This window comes from Lentzea sp. NPDC054927, from assembly GCF_053610285.1.
On the sequence record NZ_JBSGXZ010000006.1, the window covers coordinates 278792 to 295199 of the forward strand.

Below are 16408 nucleotides of genomic sequence, written 5' to 3' on the forward strand. Positions count from 1 at the left end.
TTGCTGACTGCGGGTGTTCAGTTCACAAAGCGACGCACCTTGTCAGGGTGCAGTTCGATGCGCACCCACTCGGCGGCGAGCATGCCGTTGAGCTCGTCCGCTCGTGCCGGCGCCTCTTCGCCCCAATAACGGGCGAAGAGGCGTTCGACCAGTTCGGAGGCGCCGGCCTCGTGCAGGGTCACACGCCCGGCCACCGATACCCAACGCTCGCGCTCCCCCACCGGCGCGACGACCACGAGCGACGCGCGAAGATCGCCGCGCAGGCGGCGGACCCGCACCGCATCGGGTGCGGTGAACAGGTGGAACGTCCCGTCCTCCGCCAGCTCGAACCACACCGGCCTCGGTTGCGGCGGGACCGGTCCTTCCGCCGTGGTGAGGATTCCGTAGAGCGGGCGGCGGAGGAACTCGCGGTCGTCCTCGGTGAGCTGGTTGCCGTTGTCACTCATCTCGACTCCATCCGGTATCAACATCACCTTTCTTCCCCGGCGGGACCGCACACGAAACCCGCGGTTGCGCCCGGCCTCCGCTGCCGCCAAGGTGCGTGGTCATGAACGAAGTTCTCCTGCACCGGATCGAGGCGACGTTCGCCCACTACGACGCCAACGGCAACGGCGTCATCGAGCTCGCGGACCTCTACGCGCTGGCCAACCGGCTGATGCGCGGCTTCGGTGAACCCGCGTCCTCGGAACGGGGCCGGGAGCTGATCGAGACCTCCGACAAGTTCTGGGAGACGCTGATCGCGCGCTGCGACACCGACCGCGACGGCCGGATCACCCTCGACGAGTACCGCACGGCGATGGTGGCGGTGCTCGCCGACGTGAACGAGTTCGACGACATGTACCTGGAGGTCTCCGAGTCGTTGCTCGCGCTGGCCGACGCGAACGGGGACGGCCGGGTCGAGGAGGCCGAGTTCCAGGTCCTGCTGAAGGCGCGCGGCCTGTCCGACGCCGAGTGCGGGGTCGCGTTCGCACACCTCGACGCCGACGGCGACGGCTCGATCAGCCTGCAGGAGTACGTGGACGCGGTGCACGAGTACTACACGAACCCCGCGGAGGGCACGCCGGGCAGCTGGCTGTACCCGCGATCGATGCAACCGGCCTGACCCGGTTCAGCGGGCGAAGTGGTGGTCGCTCAACGCCAGGAGCCTGTGCTGGACGGCGGGATCGTGGGACACCTGCGGCGTGCTCGCTTCCGCGTCACGGCGGAAGTACCGGCCGGTGACGCCGCCGAGGCCGGGATCGGTCGCGAGGCGGATCGCGCTCGCCGCTCCCTCGGCGGGGGTGAGCATGGTGCGGCGGATCAGGGAGCGCATCGGGCGAAGCACGGCGGGCACGAGGTCGTCGATGATGCCGGTGGCCACGATCCCGGGGTGCACCGCGTTGATGGTCACCCCGTCGGCGGCGAGGTCTCGGGCGAGGGCGTAGCCGGCGGTGACGGTCATGAGCTTGGCACGCGCGTAGGCCTCGAACGGAACAAAACCGCTGGCGGGGTTGAGTTCTCCGAGGTCGTCGATGCCGGTGAGGTCGAGGGTCGCCGGACGTGGCTTGCCGGGGAGCTTGATCTGCCGGGTGTCGTTGAGGGTGTCGCTGGCAACGTTCACGACACGTGCCCGGCCGCGGCGCAGCGGCGCTGCGAGCAGGGTGGTGAGGCCGTAGGCGGCGAGGTGGTCGAGGGCGATGTGCATCTCGATCCCGTCGGCCGAGACGCGGTGATCCGGGAAGTGCGCGCCGGCGTTGTTGATCAGGACGTGGACCTGCTCGTGCCTGTCCAGGATGGTCTTCGCCGCGCTGACGACGTCCGCGCGCACAGACAGGTCGCCCGCGATCACGCTGAGCCGGTGCGCTGCCTGTGCGCCGATGTGGACGCGTAAAGCCTCTGCGCGCACGGGGCTGCGGGCGATCGTGACGACGTGCGCGCCTGCCTGGGCGAGTTCGGCGGCGATGATCTGGCCCATGCCGCCTGTCGCGCCGGTGACGACGGCGACCTTGCCCGTCAGGCCGGGAATGACGGCGTTCATCGCGTGATCCTCGGGCAGGCGTGGGTGTAGCGCGGGGTTTCGGCCTCGTCGAGCAGGAACGCGGCCAGGTCGGCGCGTCCGATGGAGCTCCACAGCCGGATCGGCAGGTCGGTACCGGTCCGGTACTTCCCGATCGCCTCGTGGTCCGACAGCTTGGGCGGCCGCACGATCGTCCACTTCAGACCGGAGGCGGTGATGAGACGTTCCATCGTCTCCTTGTCGCGCATGCGTTCGGCCACGTTCGCCCACACCGCCAACGAGTAGAGCGACTTGTCGTGCGTCTCCAGCACGCCGTGCGCGCTGACGGCGATGAGGCGGTCGACTCCGACCGTGTTCATCGCGGTGATCGCGGACCGGATTCCGTCGGTGCAGACCGTCGTCGGCTCGCTCTGCGCCCCACCCAGCGCACTGATCACCACGTCCGCGCCGCGCAGGGCACGTGTGAGGGCCGGGACGTCGGCGACACCGGGCCAGATCACTTCATCGAGGCCTTCGGCCGGCGCGAACTTCTCCGCCCGGACCAGCGCGACCACGTGGTGACCGCGCCGCAGTGCCGCGGACACCACGTGACGCCCGGTGGCACCCGTCGCTCCGAGGACGACCACCCTCATCTGCGATACAGACTGTCTCATAACCCGAAGCATGGCGTCGACCTCACTTCGAGTCAAGTTGTCTCATAGAATCGGCCGATGACCAGTGAGACGGACCCGCGGTCCCTGCGAAGCCGGGAGGCGATCCTGAACGCCGCCCGCGACCTGCTGCTGGAAAGCGGGCCGAGCGCGGTGACGCACGTGCAGATCGCCGAGCGCGCGGGCATCGGCCGCGCGACGGTGTACCGCCACTGGCCCCAGGCCGAAGCCCTCCTCCTGGAAGCCATGGCGACCGTGCCCATGCCGTTCCTCGACCAGCCGAGCGCTCCGACGCGCGAGTGGCTGCGGCGGGAACTGGCCGCGATCGCGCGGCAACTCGAACTCGACGACGTGCGAGCCGTGTCCACGACGCTGGCCAACACCGCGTTGTGGGACGAGACCATGAACGCCCGCCGGGCGCAGTTCGCCGGCATCCTCGCCGACCGGCTGGCGGCGGCCCTCGACGACGCCCAGGCACGCGGCGAGGTCGTGCTCGCGCTCCCCAGCCGGGACGCGGCCGCCGCGACCATCGGGCCGCTGTACTACCGCAGCACGATCGAGCGGGCGCCGACCGGTCCGGCTCTCATCGAGGCCGCGATCGCCGCGCTGGGAACCTGGTCGAGCGATTGATCTCGCCAGAAGGGCGACGCCCGTGCGCACTACGGCGCGACGCGGACCAGCTTGACCATGCGCCTGACCCATCCGCGCGTGGGAGCTGACCCTGCGCTACGAGACCCTCGCGCTGCCCGGCGACGAGGAGGCTGCTCCGAACTGGCCCATCTCACTGATGCCCGCGGACGCCGTCGAGAACGCGCGGTCCGGGAGCTACCGCAAGCTCGGTGTCTCCTGCCGGTTGCGGCTCGCCGAGGCACTCGACGTGGACTGACCGTCCAAGAGCTGACGGAGGTCGGCCGCGTCCTTGGCCCTGCGCTGGGCCCGGTACAGCTCGATGGCCTGCAGCCAGGCCGTACGTGCCAGATCGTGGTGTCCGAGGGCGTGGTGGGTGTGGCCGAGGCGCTCCAGGATGTTCGCCTCGAGGTAGTCGTGCCCGATCTCGCGGAACAGGGCGAGCGCGAGCCGGTAGTGGTCGAGGGCCTGGGGCAGGTCGCCGGTGTGGTGGGCGACGTAGCCGAGGGTGTCGAGGGCGTCCGCTTCCACTTCGCGGTCACGATGGCGCCGAGCCGACGTCAGCGCGGCCTCGCAGTGGGTGCGTGCCTGTTCGTACATCCCGAGCTGGGCATGATCCCAGCCCACCTGGGCGCGTGCCCACGCCTCCTGGGCCGGCAGGCCGATGTGCTGGAACAGGCGGAGGGCGGGGACTGAATGCTGCAACGCCCGCCCGTAGTCCCCACGGCCCTGCCACAGACTGGCGAGCATGTGATGGGCGTGAGCCTGGCCGGGGAGGTCCCCCGTCTCCTCGCTGATGGCGAGAGCACCGTGGAGCAGGGGCAGTCCTTCGGAGTGAAGTCCCAGTCCCCCGCACTCGTTGCCGAGATGTCTTCGGGTCATGGCCTGAGCGTCTCTGTCGCTCGTGCGGTCCGCGGCGGCCACCGCGGCCCGCCACGTGGTGAGGCCGTCGTGATAGGCGCCCCGCCTGCGGAAGAACGTGTCCAACGACCAGGCCACGTACCAGACCTGGGCGTGCAGGCCCTGTTCCGCGGCCAGTTTCTGCGCCGCCAGGAGGTTCGGGAGTTCGGTGATCAGCCACTCCGCCGCGGCTGTGTCGTCCTCGAACTCGAGCGGGACCGCGCCCTCGGCGGGTACTCCGATCGCGATCAGGCGACGCAGCGGAGCGAGCGTTCGATCAGCGGCATACGCGGTGTACGCGTAGAAGTCGATCACCCGCTCGAACGCGACGGTGTCGCGATGCGCGCGTTCGGCCGCGTACAGCCGGACGAGGTCGTGCATCCGGTAGCGCCCAGGAAGGTGCTGACCGACCAGGTGCGCCTGTTCCAGTTCACGCAGGCAGGCACGGGCGCGGGCGAGGGGCAGTCCGGTGAGGCTCGCGACGGCGGGCAGGCCGATGTCCGCGCCGGGAGCGATTCCCACGGCACCGAACACGGCAGCCGCCTCAGCGGACAAAGCGTTGTAGGACCAGGAGAACACGGCACGGAGGCTCACCAGGTCCTCGCCGGCGTCCAGGGCGTCGAGCAGCTCGCTCTGCTCGCGCAGTTCACCGGCCAGTGCGGACAACGGGAAGTCCGGATGTGCGGTGGCGCGGGCGGCCACGATGCTGATCGCCAGTGGCAGCCCCGCGCAGCAGGTCAGCAGCTCGGCCGTCACTCCGGGTTCGGCTGCCAGCCGGGCCTCGCCGAGGTGCGCGGCCAGCAGCCGTCGTGCCTCCTCGTCGGTCAACCGGTCCAGGTTCAGCACCCGCGCGCCGTGCGCGGCGACCAGCCCGCTGAGGTGGCGGCGGCTGGTGACCAGCACGACGCAGGTCGAGCTCCCCGGCACCAGCGGGGCCACCTGGGCGCTGTCGGCCGCGTTGTCGAGGAAGATCAGCATCCTCCTGCCGGCGACGAGGCTCCGGTACAGCCCGGCCTGCGCGTCCAGGCCGGCGGGGACGGCGGAGGGCTCGACGCCGAGCGCGTCGAGGAAACCGCGCACCGCCGTCGCGGCGGGCGTCGGCTGGCCGGTGGGGTCGAAGCCGCGCAGGTTGACGTACAGCTGACCGTCGGGAAACCGGTCGAGGTTCCGGTGCGCCCACTGCGACGCGAGCCAGGTCTTGCCCATCCCGCCGAGCCCGGCGACCGCTGTGACCACCACGGTGTCCTGCCCCAGTGCGGCGTCGAGCTCCGCCAGTTCGCGCGCTCTGCCGGAGAACAGCCTCGGCCGGGCCGGAAGCTGTTGCGGTGCCACGATCCGCGGTCCGCGCGGCACGGTCAGCGCCGGATCGGTCACGAGGATCTGCTCGTGCAGACGTTGCAGCGGCGGGCTGGGATCGGTGCCGAGCTCCTCGGCCAGCCTCCTGCGCATCTGCTGGTAGTGGTCCAGCGCGTCGGCGGGGCGGCCGCTGCGGTACAGGGCGAGCATCAGCTGGCCCGCCAGGCGTTCGTCCAACGGGTTCTGGTCCGCCCACTCCGCCAGGTCGGGCAGCAACAGTGCGGTGTGCTCGGGTCCTGCCAGGTGGCGGAGCTGGACGTCGACGAGCTCGAGCCGGACCGCGTGGCGGTGCTGGATCAGCGTGGCGCGCAAGGAATCGAGCCACGCCGTGGCCAGTCCGGCGAACGGTTCCCCTCGCCACAACCTCAGCGCCTCCTCGAGCAGAGTCGCGGCCCGGCTGTCGTCCGCGGCGGCACGACCGTCGTCGACGAGCCGCCGAAACCGGTGCAGGTCCACGGTTTCCGGCTCGACGGTGAGCTGGTAGCCGGTCGACCTGCGCACGATCGTGACACCCTCCGCGGGCGCCAAAGCGTTGCGGAGCATGGTCATGCTGTGCTGAACGGCGGCACGCGGCTTGCGCGGAAGGCGGCGCTCGCTCCAGATCCGGTCCACCAGCTGGTCGACGGACACCACCTGGTTCGCCTCGACCAGCAGCACCGCCAGCATGGACCGCAGCTGCCCGTAGCCGATCGTGATCGGCTCACCGCGGACCTGTGCCCCGACATCCCCGAGCAGCCGGAACCGCACCGTCATCTGGCTTCCTCCCCGCGCCCCGGCAGCATGCTTACCGGGTCTGATCAACACGCTCAAGCTCTGCCGTCACGCTGCGAACGTTCGGGCTAGGCCGTGCGGGCTGACCGCGCGGGGAGGGTTGCGCCCATCAGGGCCAGATCTGCCACCACTGGTCGTTGTAGCCGAGGATGCAGTTGTAGTTCACGGCACTCTCACCGTTCCCGCCCTTGTTGGACGGAACCGCGAGGCACCGGTCGCTCTTGTAGTTGCGCAACCGGTAGTGGACGTTGTCGGGCATGAGCTCGGGCAACCACCACTGGTCGTACCACTCGTCGACGCAGTCGTACTGCACGACCTTCGCGCCGTTGGCAGGGTTCGCGGCGGCGACGCAGCGATCGGTCCGCTGGTTGCGGATCCGGTAGTACCCCGGAGCGGCCGCGATGGGCTCGAACCGCCAGTACTGGTCGGTGTACGACGAGTAGCAGTCGTAGTGGATCACCGGCTTGCCGTTGCGGTTGTCCGCCGAGTTCACCGCGAGGCACTTGCGGTGGTAGTTGTTGATCAGGTTCTGGTACGTGCCGGGGTTGATGCCCTGCACCACCGGCGTTTGCTGCTCCGCGGCCACCGCGGCGGCCGGTACCAGGAACAGCGCTGCCGACGCGGTCACCGCGAGCGTCAACGCCTTGCGCAACCAGGTTCTCATCCATCCTCCAGGAAGCGAGGCCGGTCTGACCCGCACAGCCTCGCCATCGCCGCGCTCGTAGTTCGTTGGCCGCGATTGAGTGACCTGCTCACGCCCCGTTCGGCTCCGTTCGGCCGACGGTTTCCGTTGCGACGTCGAAGAACTCCGCGACGACGTCCACGAAGCCTTTCTCAGCCTGGCCTGCGCGGTGCACAGCGCCCCCGACGGTGGCAGCCGTCGGGGGCGGTTGGAGGGTGTTGCCGTCAGAGCCGCTGCCAGAGGGCAGGGGTGTTCGGCGGCTCCCATCCGGGAGCGGACGTGTGTGGCTGGATGATGCGGTAGGACGCGCCGCCGTAGGTGACCTGGGCACCGTCGCCGTAGTAGGTGTACGCGGCCCACGAGCCGCCGCCGGGCGGAGTGGTCGTGGTCGTGGTGGTCGGCGGGGTGGTCGTGGTCGGGCCGGCGGTGGTCATCAGGCGCAGGTTGTAGGCCTGCAGGATTTCGGTCACCGGCTGGAAGTAGATGGTGCCGCCGGTCTGGCAGTTGCCGGACCCGCCGGAGGTGACTCCCTGGGCCTGGTCGCCGGTCAGCCACGAGCCGCCGGAGTCGCCGGGCTCGGCGCAGGCGTTGGTGCGGGTCAGGCCGGTGATGGTGCCCTCGGGGTAGGTGACCGAGGCGTTCTTCTGCTGGATGGTGCCGCAGCGCCAGCCGGTGGTGGAGCCGGAGCGGCAGACCGAGGAGCCGACCGGAGCCTCCTGGGAGCCCGCGACCGGCACGGTGCCCGGGTAGCGGTTGACCAGGGCGCGCGGGGTGTTGCCCGCGTCGGTGCGGACCCAGGCGTAGTCGTTGCCGGGGAAGCTGCTGCCCTGGATGGTGCCGCCGGGGTTGGAAGTGCGGCCGCCGGTGGCTCCGCAGTGGCCCGCGGTGACGAAGCCGCCCTCGACGGCGAAACCGATGGAGCAGCGGCCGCCGCCGGGGATGCCATAAGCGTTGCCGCCGACGATGTCGATCAGCGTCTCGGGGTTCTCGGTGCTGGCCTCGAAGGCGACGATGTCGCCGTGCAGGCCTGCCTCCGCCGTCCACGCCTTGGCCTGCGCCTCGCCGCCGGCGCGGGCGAGCACGACGATCTTGTTGGTGCGCACGTCGACGTACCAGCCGGGGACGGCGTCGGGTGCGGTGGTGGCCTTGGCGTCCAGCTTGATCTTCGCGCTGTCCAGAGCGGACGCACTGTGCTTCGCCGTGGTGGCGACGGCACCGCGCGAACGCACCGAGCTCGCCAGCGCCGGGTCGGTGACCGCGACCGTGAGGATGTGGCCGGTGCTGTCCAGCCAGGACCCGGCGTACGCCGAGCCGAGGCGCGACTTCAGCGCGGCGTCGGTCTGGCCTGCGACCTTCTCGGCGTCGAGGCGTTCCCGCGCCTGCTCCGAGGAGATGCCGAGGTCACGGGCCATCGCGGCCAGCACGGCAGGGTCAGCCGTGTTGGCAGCGGTGGCGCTGGTTGTCAGCGCCACCGCGATGGTCAGCCCGGCCGCCGTGACCGCCGCCGTGGCGGCGGCGATGAGCTTGCGGTTCATGTCCGCTCCTTGCATGCAGGGTGATTGCGCGCAAACCCTAAGGCGAGGATCACACCGAGTGGTACATACCAATTGGCCATAAGGTTGAGGCGGACAAGACCGTGCCGCACAGGAACATCCTGCAGATCCCGGAGATCGCAGTCCGTGGCGCGGCGATCCTGCGACTCGGCAGGGTCACAGGCTGTGTGCGACGGGGTGAAGCGGTTGGTACAGAGGCAGTTCGGCCCCACTTGGCATCCGTACCGCGGTGAGTCGCCCCCACCGTGCCTCGGTCACCGGTCGGGCGGTTTCGACACCGGCTGCGGCCAGGTCGGCCAGCACCGTGTCCAGGTCGTCGCACATCAAGTAGAACTCGTGCTGCGGTGTCCCGTCCGTCGGGTGGACGGCGACCTCGGCCGGCGGCAGCTTGAAGATCAGCCATCCGTGTCCGGCATCCACGTGAGGGAACCCGAGGACGTCAGCGATGAAGGCCCGGTCCGCCTCGGCGTCCTGGCTGTAGAGGATCACATGCGCGCCACTGAACATGGCCAACAATGCCTCCCGGAGATGTTGCCGCGCAAACCAGAGCCATGCGACGGCTGACTTTCAGGTCGGAGCCGACAGGTGAACGCCTGTCATGCCAAGGAGAGGACGTGGTCGTTGGCGCTTGTGGTGCCCCGACTGGGATGGTGAGTTCGTGCCGAACCTCGACTTCTACGCCGTTGCCGACGATTGGTCCGCGGTCCTCGATACCGTGTTCGATCTCGGCTTGTTCCGTGTCTTCGAGTCCGACTCGGAGCTGGATCGCGAGCTGCGCGAGTTTCACGCCCCCGCGGAGGTCCCTGACGGTCGGCAGGGACGAAGCCTGGCGTTGTTCGCCATCGGGTCAGGACCGGGTCCCGTCGCGAAGCGGATAGATTTCCTTCCAGGAGTGCATCCCGACGCCACGTTCCGGTACTGCTGCGAAGGCTGGGGGCTCATCCAGCTCCACCACGGCGTGGCGGCCGGGACGCGGGAGCTGCGTTTGAGTCACACCAACCACAACACGGAGAAGCGGGCGGCGGCGTGGTCAGCGACTTTGCCGCGACTGGGTGACCCCGCTGAGTGGAATTGGGCGGCGGTCACCAGTGCCTCCGGCCGGTTCAACCGGGCCGTTCGCCGGATGGCCGTGAGCAAGATCGGTTCGCACCCGGTGCTGCCGCACGCGGAGCGTTTCATCGCGCACGCCGGCTTGCGGTACGAGTACGGCATGGGCATCCACGAGACTCCGGCGTTTGGCATGAGCCGGCGGTGACAGTGCGGCGCTTCTGCTGCTGAGCTGGACACCATGACCCGAACGCTGCTCGCGGTGCACGCCCATCCCGACGACGAGTCGACGTCCACCGGCGGCATCCTGGCCCACTACGCCTCGCTCGGCGCCCGAATCGTGCTCGTGACCTGCACGAACGGCGAGCTCGGCGACGCACCGGACGGCGCTGGACCGTTCACGCCCGCACATGATCCTGCACGGGTCGCATCGCACCGGCTCGGCGAGCTGCACGCGGCGTGCCGCGTCCTCGGTGTGACCGACGTCGAGCTGCTCGGCTACCACGACTCGGGCATCGCGGCGTGGGAGAAGCCTCGCGGCGCCTTCGTGGACGTGCCGGTGTCCGCGGCCGCCGACCAGGTGGCGAGGCTGATCGAGCGCTACCAGCCGCAGGTCGTGGTGACCTACGACGCCGAGAACACGGCGCAGCACCGGGACCATCTGCACGCCGCACGGGTCGCTTCGGCGGCGTTCGACCTGTCCGCAGTGGCGGCCAAGCTCTACTTCAACGCACACGGCCGGGCGTACTGGGAACGCCTCATCCGGGTCGCCGCTTCGGTCGGAATCCACCGGGACAGGCCCACCGGACTCGACGACGTCGACCGGCGCATCACCACGACCATCGACACCCGCGCGGTCGTCGACCGCAAGCGCGCCGCGCTGCACTGTCACGCCTCCCAGCTCGGCTCGTCGATCGCGGGCAGACTGCCGCCGGCCGAGTTCGCCGAAGCCCTCGGCGTCGAGGACTTCATCCGGGCACGGGACACCACGGGATCACCTGTCCCGGAAACCGACCTCTTCGCCGGGCTCGGGTAGCCCGGATGTCCGGCAGCGGCGTGCCCCGCCGGCGGCGGCACCTCCGGTGGCCACGCTGCCTGTCGCGGTGACCGTTGGGGAGCGGGATGCTCACCTCACCGTGATGTTGGAGTTGCCGCTGCTCTGGTACCCCTCGGTCGCGAGGATCATGTAGTAGCTGAAATTGCCGAGCCGCATGCCGGCACGGTTCCACGCGTCGAAGTGGTTGCCGGTGGTGATGGATCCGCCCGTCCGCTTCTGCTGCCGGACGCTCCAGAACTGCGGGAAGGTCTTGTTGCCTTCGACAGAGGGCGCGTTGTAGCGCATCGTCTGATAGATGTCGTACGTGCCGCCGTCGCTGGTGACTGTGCCCTTGTACGAACCCGTGGGCCGGTAGGTGCCCCAGTTGTCGACGATGTAGTACTCGACGAGCGGGTTCGACGTCCACCCGTAGAGAGTCAGGTACGCGTTACCGGACGGGTTGAAGCTTCCGGAATAGTTCACGGTCCGTCGTGAACCATTGCTCCAGCCCTTGCCGCCGACGAAATTGCCGACATTGCTCCACGAGGTGCTGTAGTTGCCGCCGGACCCGAAGTCCATGCAGACCCTGCCACCACCATCGGTCCAGAACGAATAGTAGTAACCGCCGTTGTTGCCCGTCTGACTCGAGCACGTGGCGGTGATACCCACATCAGCGCCGGCGGTGCTGGGCGTCAGGGCGGCGACCAGCGCAATACAGGCGCCGCAGACGAGCAATGCGAAACGGCCGCGCGGGCGGCTCGACGGTCGAACATTGGCTTCAGCCATGTGCAGTACTCCTCGTCGTCGAGGTTGGCACAGCAGCCAGGCAGCGCTATATGACTCGTGAGTGCTGGTGGCGATGGCCGCCGTTGGCGCCGGCCTGCTCTGCGCAGTTGGCCGACGATGCGGTTTCGAACGGCCACACCGGATTCGACGGGAATCCCGGTTGGCAGTGGCTTACCATGCCGACACTAGCAGTGCCGAGGCGACTCCACAGAGTTTCAACAATGTTTCGAAAACCCTCGGATTCAATCTTCTCGGACATTCTCTCACCCCACGGAGCCGGGCGCGATTTCGATCAGAGGTTCCGGTGCGGACTGCTGAAGAATCCGACCGAGAAGGCCACCGACACGCCCAGTCCGGCGACGATGATCACGACCTCCGGATCGGCCGTGCCCAAGGCGGTCCGCCCGGGGCCCCGACAAAGTCGCTTCTGCTGGTTGGCGTGTGCAAGTACTACCAACTCATGATCGAACCGCCGCTACCCGCACCCAACTCGGCGGCGATGCCTGGTTCGATCGGTGTCGCCGCAGGACGGGGGGCGACCAGTTGGTAGTAGGAAAGTGCCTGTTGATGTTGAGTTGGTGGTACTTGCACACGCCATCAACGCAGGCCCGGCGGCCAGCGGCCGACTTTGCCGAGGCCCTGGGCAAGCGAACGGCAGGTTGTCCGAAGGTCACGGCCGCGGCGAGGACGTGATCCGCGGCTCGGCGGGCGCCATCGGTTGGCCCATCGCCACGGCCTGCCCGAGCAACGTGAGCGCGGCCTCCGCGGCCGAACCGGGTTGCGCCGTCACGACGGTCAGCGTCTGGTCCGGGGCGTGCGGGATGCGGAGCGTCTGCTGCTTCACCACCATCTCCCCCGCGACTGGGTGGTGCATCTGGTGCGCGGTGCTGGCGCAGACGCGCACTCGGTGGTCGGCCCACATCGTCGCGAACTCGGGGCTGCGGGTCGCCAGTTCACCTACGAGGGCGGTCAGTTCCCGGTCTTCCGGGTACTTGCCGGCGGTGAGGCGGAGATTGCCGACCACCGCACGGGCCTTGACCCCCCAGTTCCGGTAGAGGGCGCGGGTGTGCGCGTCGAGGAAGACCAGCTTGGTCATGTTGGGACGGTCTGCGGGGCGTTGCGGACTGGAAGGGTCGAGGTGGCCCGCGAAGAAGGCGTGGCCCAAGGGGTTCCACGCCAGCACGTCGCCGCGCCTGCCCAGCAGAATCGCAGGCTGGGCCAGCGTGGCGACCAGTTCGGCGGTGTCGGGCGAGACGCGTTCCGGCGGTGGCTTCGGCGCGGTCCGGTGGCGTCGTGGCTGGGCCAGTTCGCGCAGGTGGGCGTGTTCGTCCGGGTTCAGTTGCAACGCTCGGGCGAGTGCGGCCACGACCTCCTGTGACGCGTGCAGCGCTTGTCCCTGTTCCAGCCGGATGTAGTAGGACGCGCTGACGCCGGCCAGGCCGGCGACCTCCTCGCGACGCAGACCGGGGACCCGTCGCCGTTCGCCGTAGGTCGAGAGACCGACCTGGTCCGGTCGCAGGCGCGCCCGGCAGGCTTGGAGGTACTCGGCGAGCTGTCCCTGTCCGCTCATCTGGCCAGTATGCGCAAGCCGGTCGCGCCGAGCCTGACCACGCCAGTGGTAGGCAAGGGCGGGTCTGGCAGCCCACGGCCGGGGTTCGCAGCATCGACGGCATGGACACGATCGAACTGGGTGACGTCTCCGTCACCCGCGTGTGGGAGTACTACGGCTCGGTGGAGATGACGCCCGAGGTCTTCTTCCCCGAGAGCTCGCGGCAGGTCTGGGAGGACGTGGAGCCGGAGTTCCTCGACCCCGCCACCGGGAACGTGCGTGCCGCCATCCAGACGTGGCTGTTGCGCAGCGAGGGCAGGACGATCCTGGTCGACACCGGGGTCGGCAACCACAAGGAGCGCCCCTACGCCCCGGTGTGGAGCCATCTCAGCACGGACTTCCTCGGCAACCTCGAACGCGCCGGCGTCCGCCCCGAGGACGTGGACGTCGTCGTCAACACCCATCTGCACATCGACCACGTCGGCTGGAACACCCGCCTCGAGGACCGCGCCTGGGTGCCGACCTTTCCCAACGCCACCTACCTGATGCCGAAGGACGACTTCGACTTCTGGAACCCCGCCAACAACAGGACCGCTGTGCTCGGCCGCGGCAACCAGAACGTCTTCGAGGACAGCGTCGCCCCCGTGCACCAGGCCGGTCTGGCGCGGTTGTGGGAGCACGGCCACCAGATCGACGCCAACCTCCGCCTGGAACCGGCACCCGGCCACACTCCGGGCTCCAGCGTCCTGACCCTCGCCTCCGGCACCGACCGCGCGGTGTTCGCGGGCGACCTCATGCACGCCCCGGTGCAGGTGGTGGAACCGGACGCCAACAGCTGCTTCTGCGAGAACCCCGCCGAATCCCGCGCCACCCGCCGCAGGATCCTGGGCGAGGCCGCGGACACCCGCACGCTGGTGTTCCCGGCGCACTTCCCGGGCGGGGGCGCCGTGGAGGTCGTGCGCGACGCGGGCACGTTCGCCATCAAGGACTGGGCGCCCTTCTCCCCCTACGAGCAGAGGTGAGTCCGGTGGAGGTCGTCACCACCCGAGGTGCCGTGCGCGGGCTGAGCCGGGACGGAATCGCCGCTTTCCTCGGCATCCCGTACGCCGCCGCACCCTCCGGTGCCGGCCGGTTCGCGGCACCCGCCGAGCACGAGCCGTGGCGGGACGTGCGCGATGCCACCGGGTTCGGACCCACCGCCCCGCAGGCGCCGCGCCAGCTCGGCAGCATGGACCTGCGCGCCTACTTCGGTGACGGCTGGCACCGCGGCGAGGACTACCTCACCGTCAACGTCTGGACGCCGGATCCCGCTGCCACCGGCCTGCCCGTCATGGTGTTCGTGCACGGTGGCGGCTTCGTGGCGGGCTCCGGACGCGCCGAGTCGTACGACGGCTCGGCGTTCGCCCGTGACGGCGTCGTGCTCGTCACCGTGAACTACCGCCTCGGTGTCGCCGGGTTCCTCGACGTTCCCGGCGCACCGGCCAACCGCGGCCTGCTCGACGTGGTCGCGGCCCTGCGCTGGGTGCGGGAGAACATCGCCGCATTCGGCGGCGACCCCGGCACCGTCACGGTGTTCGGCCAGTCCGCCGGGGCGACCGTCGTCGGCGGGCTGCTGGCCACACCCGAGGCCGCTGGGCTGTTCCGGCGCGCGATCGTCCAAAGTGGAAGCGGTCTGGGCGCCTTCTCCCCCGAGCAGGCGTCCCTCGTCACCCGCGCCGCCGCCGAACTCCTCGGCGTCGAGGCGAGCGCTCAAGCCTTCGCGGAGATCTCCGACGAGCGTCTCGTGGAGACGGCGTCCAAGCTCGCGGGCATTGATCTGCGCACCGCGACGCACACCGATCCGCTGATCGGGCTGAGCCCGTTCAGCCTGGTGCTCGACACGCAACCGGCCGACGCCACCGTCGCCGAGGTCGATCTGCTCATCGGCACGAACACCGAGGAGGGCAATCTCTACCTGGTCCCGTTCGGCACGTACGGCAGCTCGACCAGCGCGGACGTGGACGCCGTCGCGGCCAGGGCGCACCCCGACCCCCTGCGGCTGGTCAGGACCTACCGCGAACAGCGGCCGGCGGCGTCCGACGGAGAGATCCGGTCCGCCGTCCTGGGTGACGCCCTGTTCGGCGCGGGCACCTGGGCGCTCACCGAGGCGTACGCCCGTCACTCCCGGGCTTTCGCTTACGAGTTCGCGTGGCGGTCACCCGCGCTCGACGGCGCGCTCGGCGCCACGCACACGGTCGAGCTCCCGTTCGTGTTCGGGCGGACCGGCCTCGCCTCACTACGCGGGCCGAACAGGTTGCTCGGCGACGGCGAACCGCCGTCGTCCCTCGTGACGCGCGTCCACGAGAGCTGGGTCCGCTTCGCCCGCACCGGAGATCCCGGCTGGCCGCGCTACACCCTGGACCGGCGCACCACCATGCGGTTCGACCTGGACAGCGGCACGGTCGACGACCCGCGCGGAGCGGAACGCCAGGCGTGGGACCGGCCTGCCGGGGTCACGGCCGGGGCTGCAGCCCGATCCGGTAGCGGTGGTGGTAGTGCCTGCCGGTGACCCACAGCTCCCCCGCCGTGCCCGGCACCGCCGCGATGCCCCCGATCACCTGATCGCGGCCCGTCGGCAGTTCGGCGATGGTGATGGCGGCGAGGTCGGCGTCCGCGGTGACGGCGCCGGTGGCAAGGTCCACTCGGATCATCCAGTCCGTGCCGGTGACCGCTGCCCACACCTGCGGGCGGCCGTCGACGATCACGCAGTGGAGCTCGCCGAGCCGTGCGGTGGACCATTCACGGGCGTCGACACGCAGCTCGCGGCTCAACGCGGCGGTGTCGCGGTCGCGCAGCAGCAGTCTGGTGGTGCCGTCCGACTGGACGAGATTCGTTCCGTCGTAACACAGTCCCCAGCTCTCGTCCGCGATCGTGACGCGGTGTCGTTCCGCCAGTGACCGCGGATCCAGCAACACCGCGGCACCTGCGCCGGTGCGCCACAGGCCGGCCGGTGTGAGCGCGATTCCGTTGCCCGGCGGTGCGTTCCGCTGGGTTCGGACCTCACCGGTGGAGGGTGCCAGCACGCGGATCACCGGCCCCGTGTTCTCCACCAGGAGATCGCCGGCCAGTTCCAGACCGCGTGCGTCGGCGCGGTCGGTGGGAACACGCGCGAGCACCTGGGCGCGGAAGTGTCGCGAGGTGGAACGCATGGCGGCCGGCGCGGGACTGGCGGTGGTCGCCGGCGCCGGGCTGACGTGGGCGACGCGGTGGGGAGCCGAACAGGCGGTGAGAGTCAGCAGTGCCGCGACGACTGGGCAGAGAAATCTGTTGATGCGCAACGGTTTCACTGCACCGATCGTCGTGACGGCCTGGCCGGGGCGCTTCCGCCGTCGCAGGTGAGCTCGACGGACCCGTTCATCCGCCTGGGGTGAGGCCGCCCGCGACGTGTGCGGTCAGGCTGGACGGACAATCCACTT

Annotated in this window: 16 protein-coding genes; 6 read left to right on the top strand and 10 right to left on the bottom strand. The window is 69.8% G+C overall.

The window, feature by feature from the left end; all coding sequences use genetic code 11:
• Positions 1-17: 17 nt before the first annotated feature.
• Positions 18-446 carry a pyridoxamine 5'-phosphate oxidase family protein gene (locus ACWGE0_RS13050; RefSeq protein WP_452261099.1) on the bottom strand — a complete coding sequence of 143 codons (429 nt, stop codon included), beginning with the start codon at positions 444-446 and terminating at the stop codon, positions 18-20.
• 101 nt (positions 447-547) lie between these two features.
• Here ACWGE0_RS13050 and ACWGE0_RS13055 point away from each other — a divergent pair, with 101 nt between their 5' ends.
• Entirely contained in the window at positions 548-1102 is a 555-nt protein-coding gene (locus tag ACWGE0_RS13055; RefSeq protein WP_452261100.1) for an EF-hand domain-containing protein, read from the top strand.
• Positions 1103-1108: 6 nt separating this feature from the next.
• On the opposite strand, the gene ACWGE0_RS13060 is transcribed toward ACWGE0_RS13055, so the two are convergent.
• Both ACWGE0_RS13060 and ACWGE0_RS13065 read right to left on the bottom strand, forming a co-directional pair.
• A complete protein-coding gene (locus tag ACWGE0_RS13060; RefSeq protein WP_452261101.1) occupies positions 1109-2017 on the bottom strand; it encodes an SDR family NAD(P)-dependent oxidoreductase in 909 nt (302 codons plus the stop codon).
• Positions 2014-2649 carry an NAD(P)-dependent oxidoreductase gene (locus tag ACWGE0_RS13065; RefSeq protein WP_452261102.1) on the bottom strand — a complete coding sequence of 212 codons (636 nt, stop codon included), beginning with the start codon at positions 2647-2649 and terminating at the stop codon, positions 2014-2016. Before ACWGE0_RS13065 ends, ACWGE0_RS13060 begins: the two co-directional genes overlap by 4 nt.
• Before the next feature lie 57 nt (positions 2650-2706).
• Between ACWGE0_RS13065 and ACWGE0_RS13070 the strand changes: the two genes are divergently transcribed.
• Positions 2707-3276 (top strand): TetR/AcrR family transcriptional regulator, encoded by a 570-nt coding sequence (locus tag ACWGE0_RS13070; protein ID WP_452261103.1) that lies wholly within the window; start codon positions 2707-2709, stop codon positions 3274-3276.
• A 195-nt stretch (positions 3277-3471) separates the two neighbouring features.
• Here the strand turns inward: ACWGE0_RS13070 and ACWGE0_RS13075 are convergent, their stop codons facing one another.
• The 4 genes from ACWGE0_RS13075 to ACWGE0_RS13090 all read right to left on the bottom strand — a co-directional run bounded on the left by ACWGE0_RS13075 (position 3472) and on the right by ACWGE0_RS13090 (position 9042).
• Positions 3472-6282 (bottom strand): BTAD domain-containing putative transcriptional regulator, encoded by a 2811-nt coding sequence (locus tag ACWGE0_RS13075; protein ID WP_452261104.1) that lies wholly within the window; start codon positions 6280-6282, stop codon positions 3472-3474.
• A 127-nt stretch (positions 6283-6409) separates the two neighbouring features.
• The gene (locus ACWGE0_RS13080; protein ID WP_452261105.1) at positions 6410-6964 is read right to left on the bottom strand and encodes an RICIN domain-containing protein; all 555 of its coding nucleotides are present in this window, start codon (positions 6962-6964) and stop codon (positions 6410-6412) included.
• 242 nt (positions 6965-7206) lie between these two features.
• Positions 7207-8517: an alpha-lytic protease prodomain-containing protein gene (locus tag ACWGE0_RS13085; protein WP_452261106.1), complete on the bottom strand. Its 1311-nt coding sequence runs from the start codon at positions 8515-8517 to the stop codon at positions 7207-7209.
• A 174-nt stretch (positions 8518-8691) separates the two neighbouring features.
• Positions 8692-9042 (bottom strand): VOC family protein, encoded by a 351-nt coding sequence (locus ACWGE0_RS13090; RefSeq protein ID WP_452261137.1) that lies wholly within the window; start codon positions 9040-9042, stop codon positions 8692-8694.
• 151 nt (positions 9043-9193) lie between these two features.
• Here ACWGE0_RS13090 and ACWGE0_RS13095 point away from each other — a divergent pair, with 151 nt between their 5' ends.
• Both ACWGE0_RS13095 and ACWGE0_RS13100 read left to right on the top strand, forming a co-directional pair.
• Positions 9194-9790 (top strand): hypothetical protein, encoded by a 597-nt coding sequence (locus tag ACWGE0_RS13095; protein WP_452261107.1) that lies wholly within the window; start codon positions 9194-9196, stop codon positions 9788-9790.
• 33 nt (positions 9791-9823) lie between these two features.
• Positions 9824-10618, top strand: coding sequence for a PIG-L family deacetylase (locus ACWGE0_RS13100; protein ID WP_452261108.1), 795 nt, complete (start codon positions 9824-9826; stop codon positions 10616-10618).
• Positions 10619-10708: 90 nt separating this feature from the next.
• On the opposite strand, the gene ACWGE0_RS13105 is transcribed toward ACWGE0_RS13100, so the two are convergent.
• Positions 10709-11404, bottom strand: a complete 696-nt coding sequence (locus ACWGE0_RS13105; RefSeq protein ID WP_452261109.1) for a glycoside hydrolase family 11 protein — start codon at positions 11402-11404, stop codon at positions 10709-10711.
• 670 nt (positions 11405-12074) lie between these two features.
• Positions 12075-12974 carry a helix-turn-helix transcriptional regulator gene (locus ACWGE0_RS13110; protein WP_452261110.1) on the bottom strand — a complete coding sequence of 300 codons (900 nt, stop codon included), beginning with the start codon at positions 12972-12974 and terminating at the stop codon, positions 12075-12077.
• Positions 12975-13075: 101 nt separating this feature from the next.
• Between ACWGE0_RS13110 and ACWGE0_RS13115 the strand changes: the two genes are divergently transcribed.
• Complete coding sequence (locus ACWGE0_RS13115; protein WP_452261111.1) at positions 13076-13975, top strand: MBL fold metallo-hydrolase; 900 nt, start codon at positions 13076-13078, stop codon at positions 13973-13975.
• A gap of 5 nt (positions 13976-13980) precedes the next feature.
• Complete coding sequence (locus ACWGE0_RS13120; RefSeq protein WP_452261112.1) at positions 13981-15501, top strand: carboxylesterase/lipase family protein; 1521 nt, start codon at positions 13981-13983, stop codon at positions 15499-15501.
• On the opposite strand, the gene ACWGE0_RS13125 is transcribed toward ACWGE0_RS13120, so the two are convergent.
• Entirely contained in the window at positions 15446-16279 is an 834-nt protein-coding gene (locus ACWGE0_RS13125; protein WP_452261113.1) for a glutaminyl-peptide cyclotransferase, read from the bottom strand. The two genes, ACWGE0_RS13120 and ACWGE0_RS13125, sit on opposite strands and share 56 nt — an antisense overlap.
• Positions 16280-16408 lie beyond the last annotated feature (129 nt).

Excerpts from the sequence above, each read along its gene's own strand:
- ACWGE0_RS13110 (WP_452261110.1), bottom strand. The coding sequence starts at position 12,974 with ATGAGCGGACAGGGACAGCTCGCCGAGTACCTCCAAGCCTGCCGGGCG.
- ACWGE0_RS13055 (WP_452261100.1), top strand. The coding sequence starts at position 548 with ATGAACGAAGTTCTCCTGCACCGGATCGAGGCGACGTTCGCCCACTAC.
- ACWGE0_RS13115 (WP_452261111.1), top strand. The coding sequence starts at position 13,076 with ATGGACACGATCGAACTGGGTGACGTCTCCGTCACCCGCGTGTGGGAG.
- ACWGE0_RS13090 (WP_452261137.1), bottom strand. The coding sequence starts at position 9,042 with ATGTTCAGTGGCGCGCATGTGATCCTCTACAGCCAGGACGCCGAGGCG.
- ACWGE0_RS13065 (WP_452261102.1), bottom strand. The coding sequence starts at position 2,649 with ATGAGACAGTCTGTATCGCAGATGAGGGTGGTCGTCCTCGGAGCGACG.
- ACWGE0_RS13060 (WP_452261101.1), bottom strand. The coding sequence starts at position 2,017 with ATGAACGCCGTCATTCCCGGCCTGACGGGCAAGGTCGCCGTCGTCACC.
- ACWGE0_RS13105 (WP_452261109.1), bottom strand. The coding sequence starts at position 11,404 with ATGGCTGAAGCCAATGTTCGACCGTCGAGCCGCCCGCGCGGCCGTTTC.
- ACWGE0_RS13080 (WP_452261105.1), bottom strand. The coding sequence starts at position 6,964 with ATGAGAACCTGGTTGCGCAAGGCGTTGACGCTCGCGGTGACCGCGTCG.
- ACWGE0_RS13050 (WP_452261099.1), bottom strand. The coding sequence starts at position 446 with ATGAGTGACAACGGCAACCAGCTCACCGAGGACGACCGCGAGTTCCTC.
- ACWGE0_RS13085 (WP_452261106.1), bottom strand. The coding sequence starts at position 8,517 with ATGAACCGCAAGCTCATCGCCGCCGCCACGGCGGCGGTCACGGCGGCC.
- ACWGE0_RS13075 (WP_452261104.1), bottom strand. The coding sequence starts at position 6,282 with ATGACGGTGCGGTTCCGGCTGCTCGGGGATGTCGGGGCACAGGTCCGC.
- ACWGE0_RS13100 (WP_452261108.1), top strand. The coding sequence starts at position 9,824 with ATGACCCGAACGCTGCTCGCGGTGCACGCCCATCCCGACGACGAGTCG.
- ACWGE0_RS13070 (WP_452261103.1), top strand. The coding sequence starts at position 2,707 with ATGACCAGTGAGACGGACCCGCGGTCCCTGCGAAGCCGGGAGGCGATC.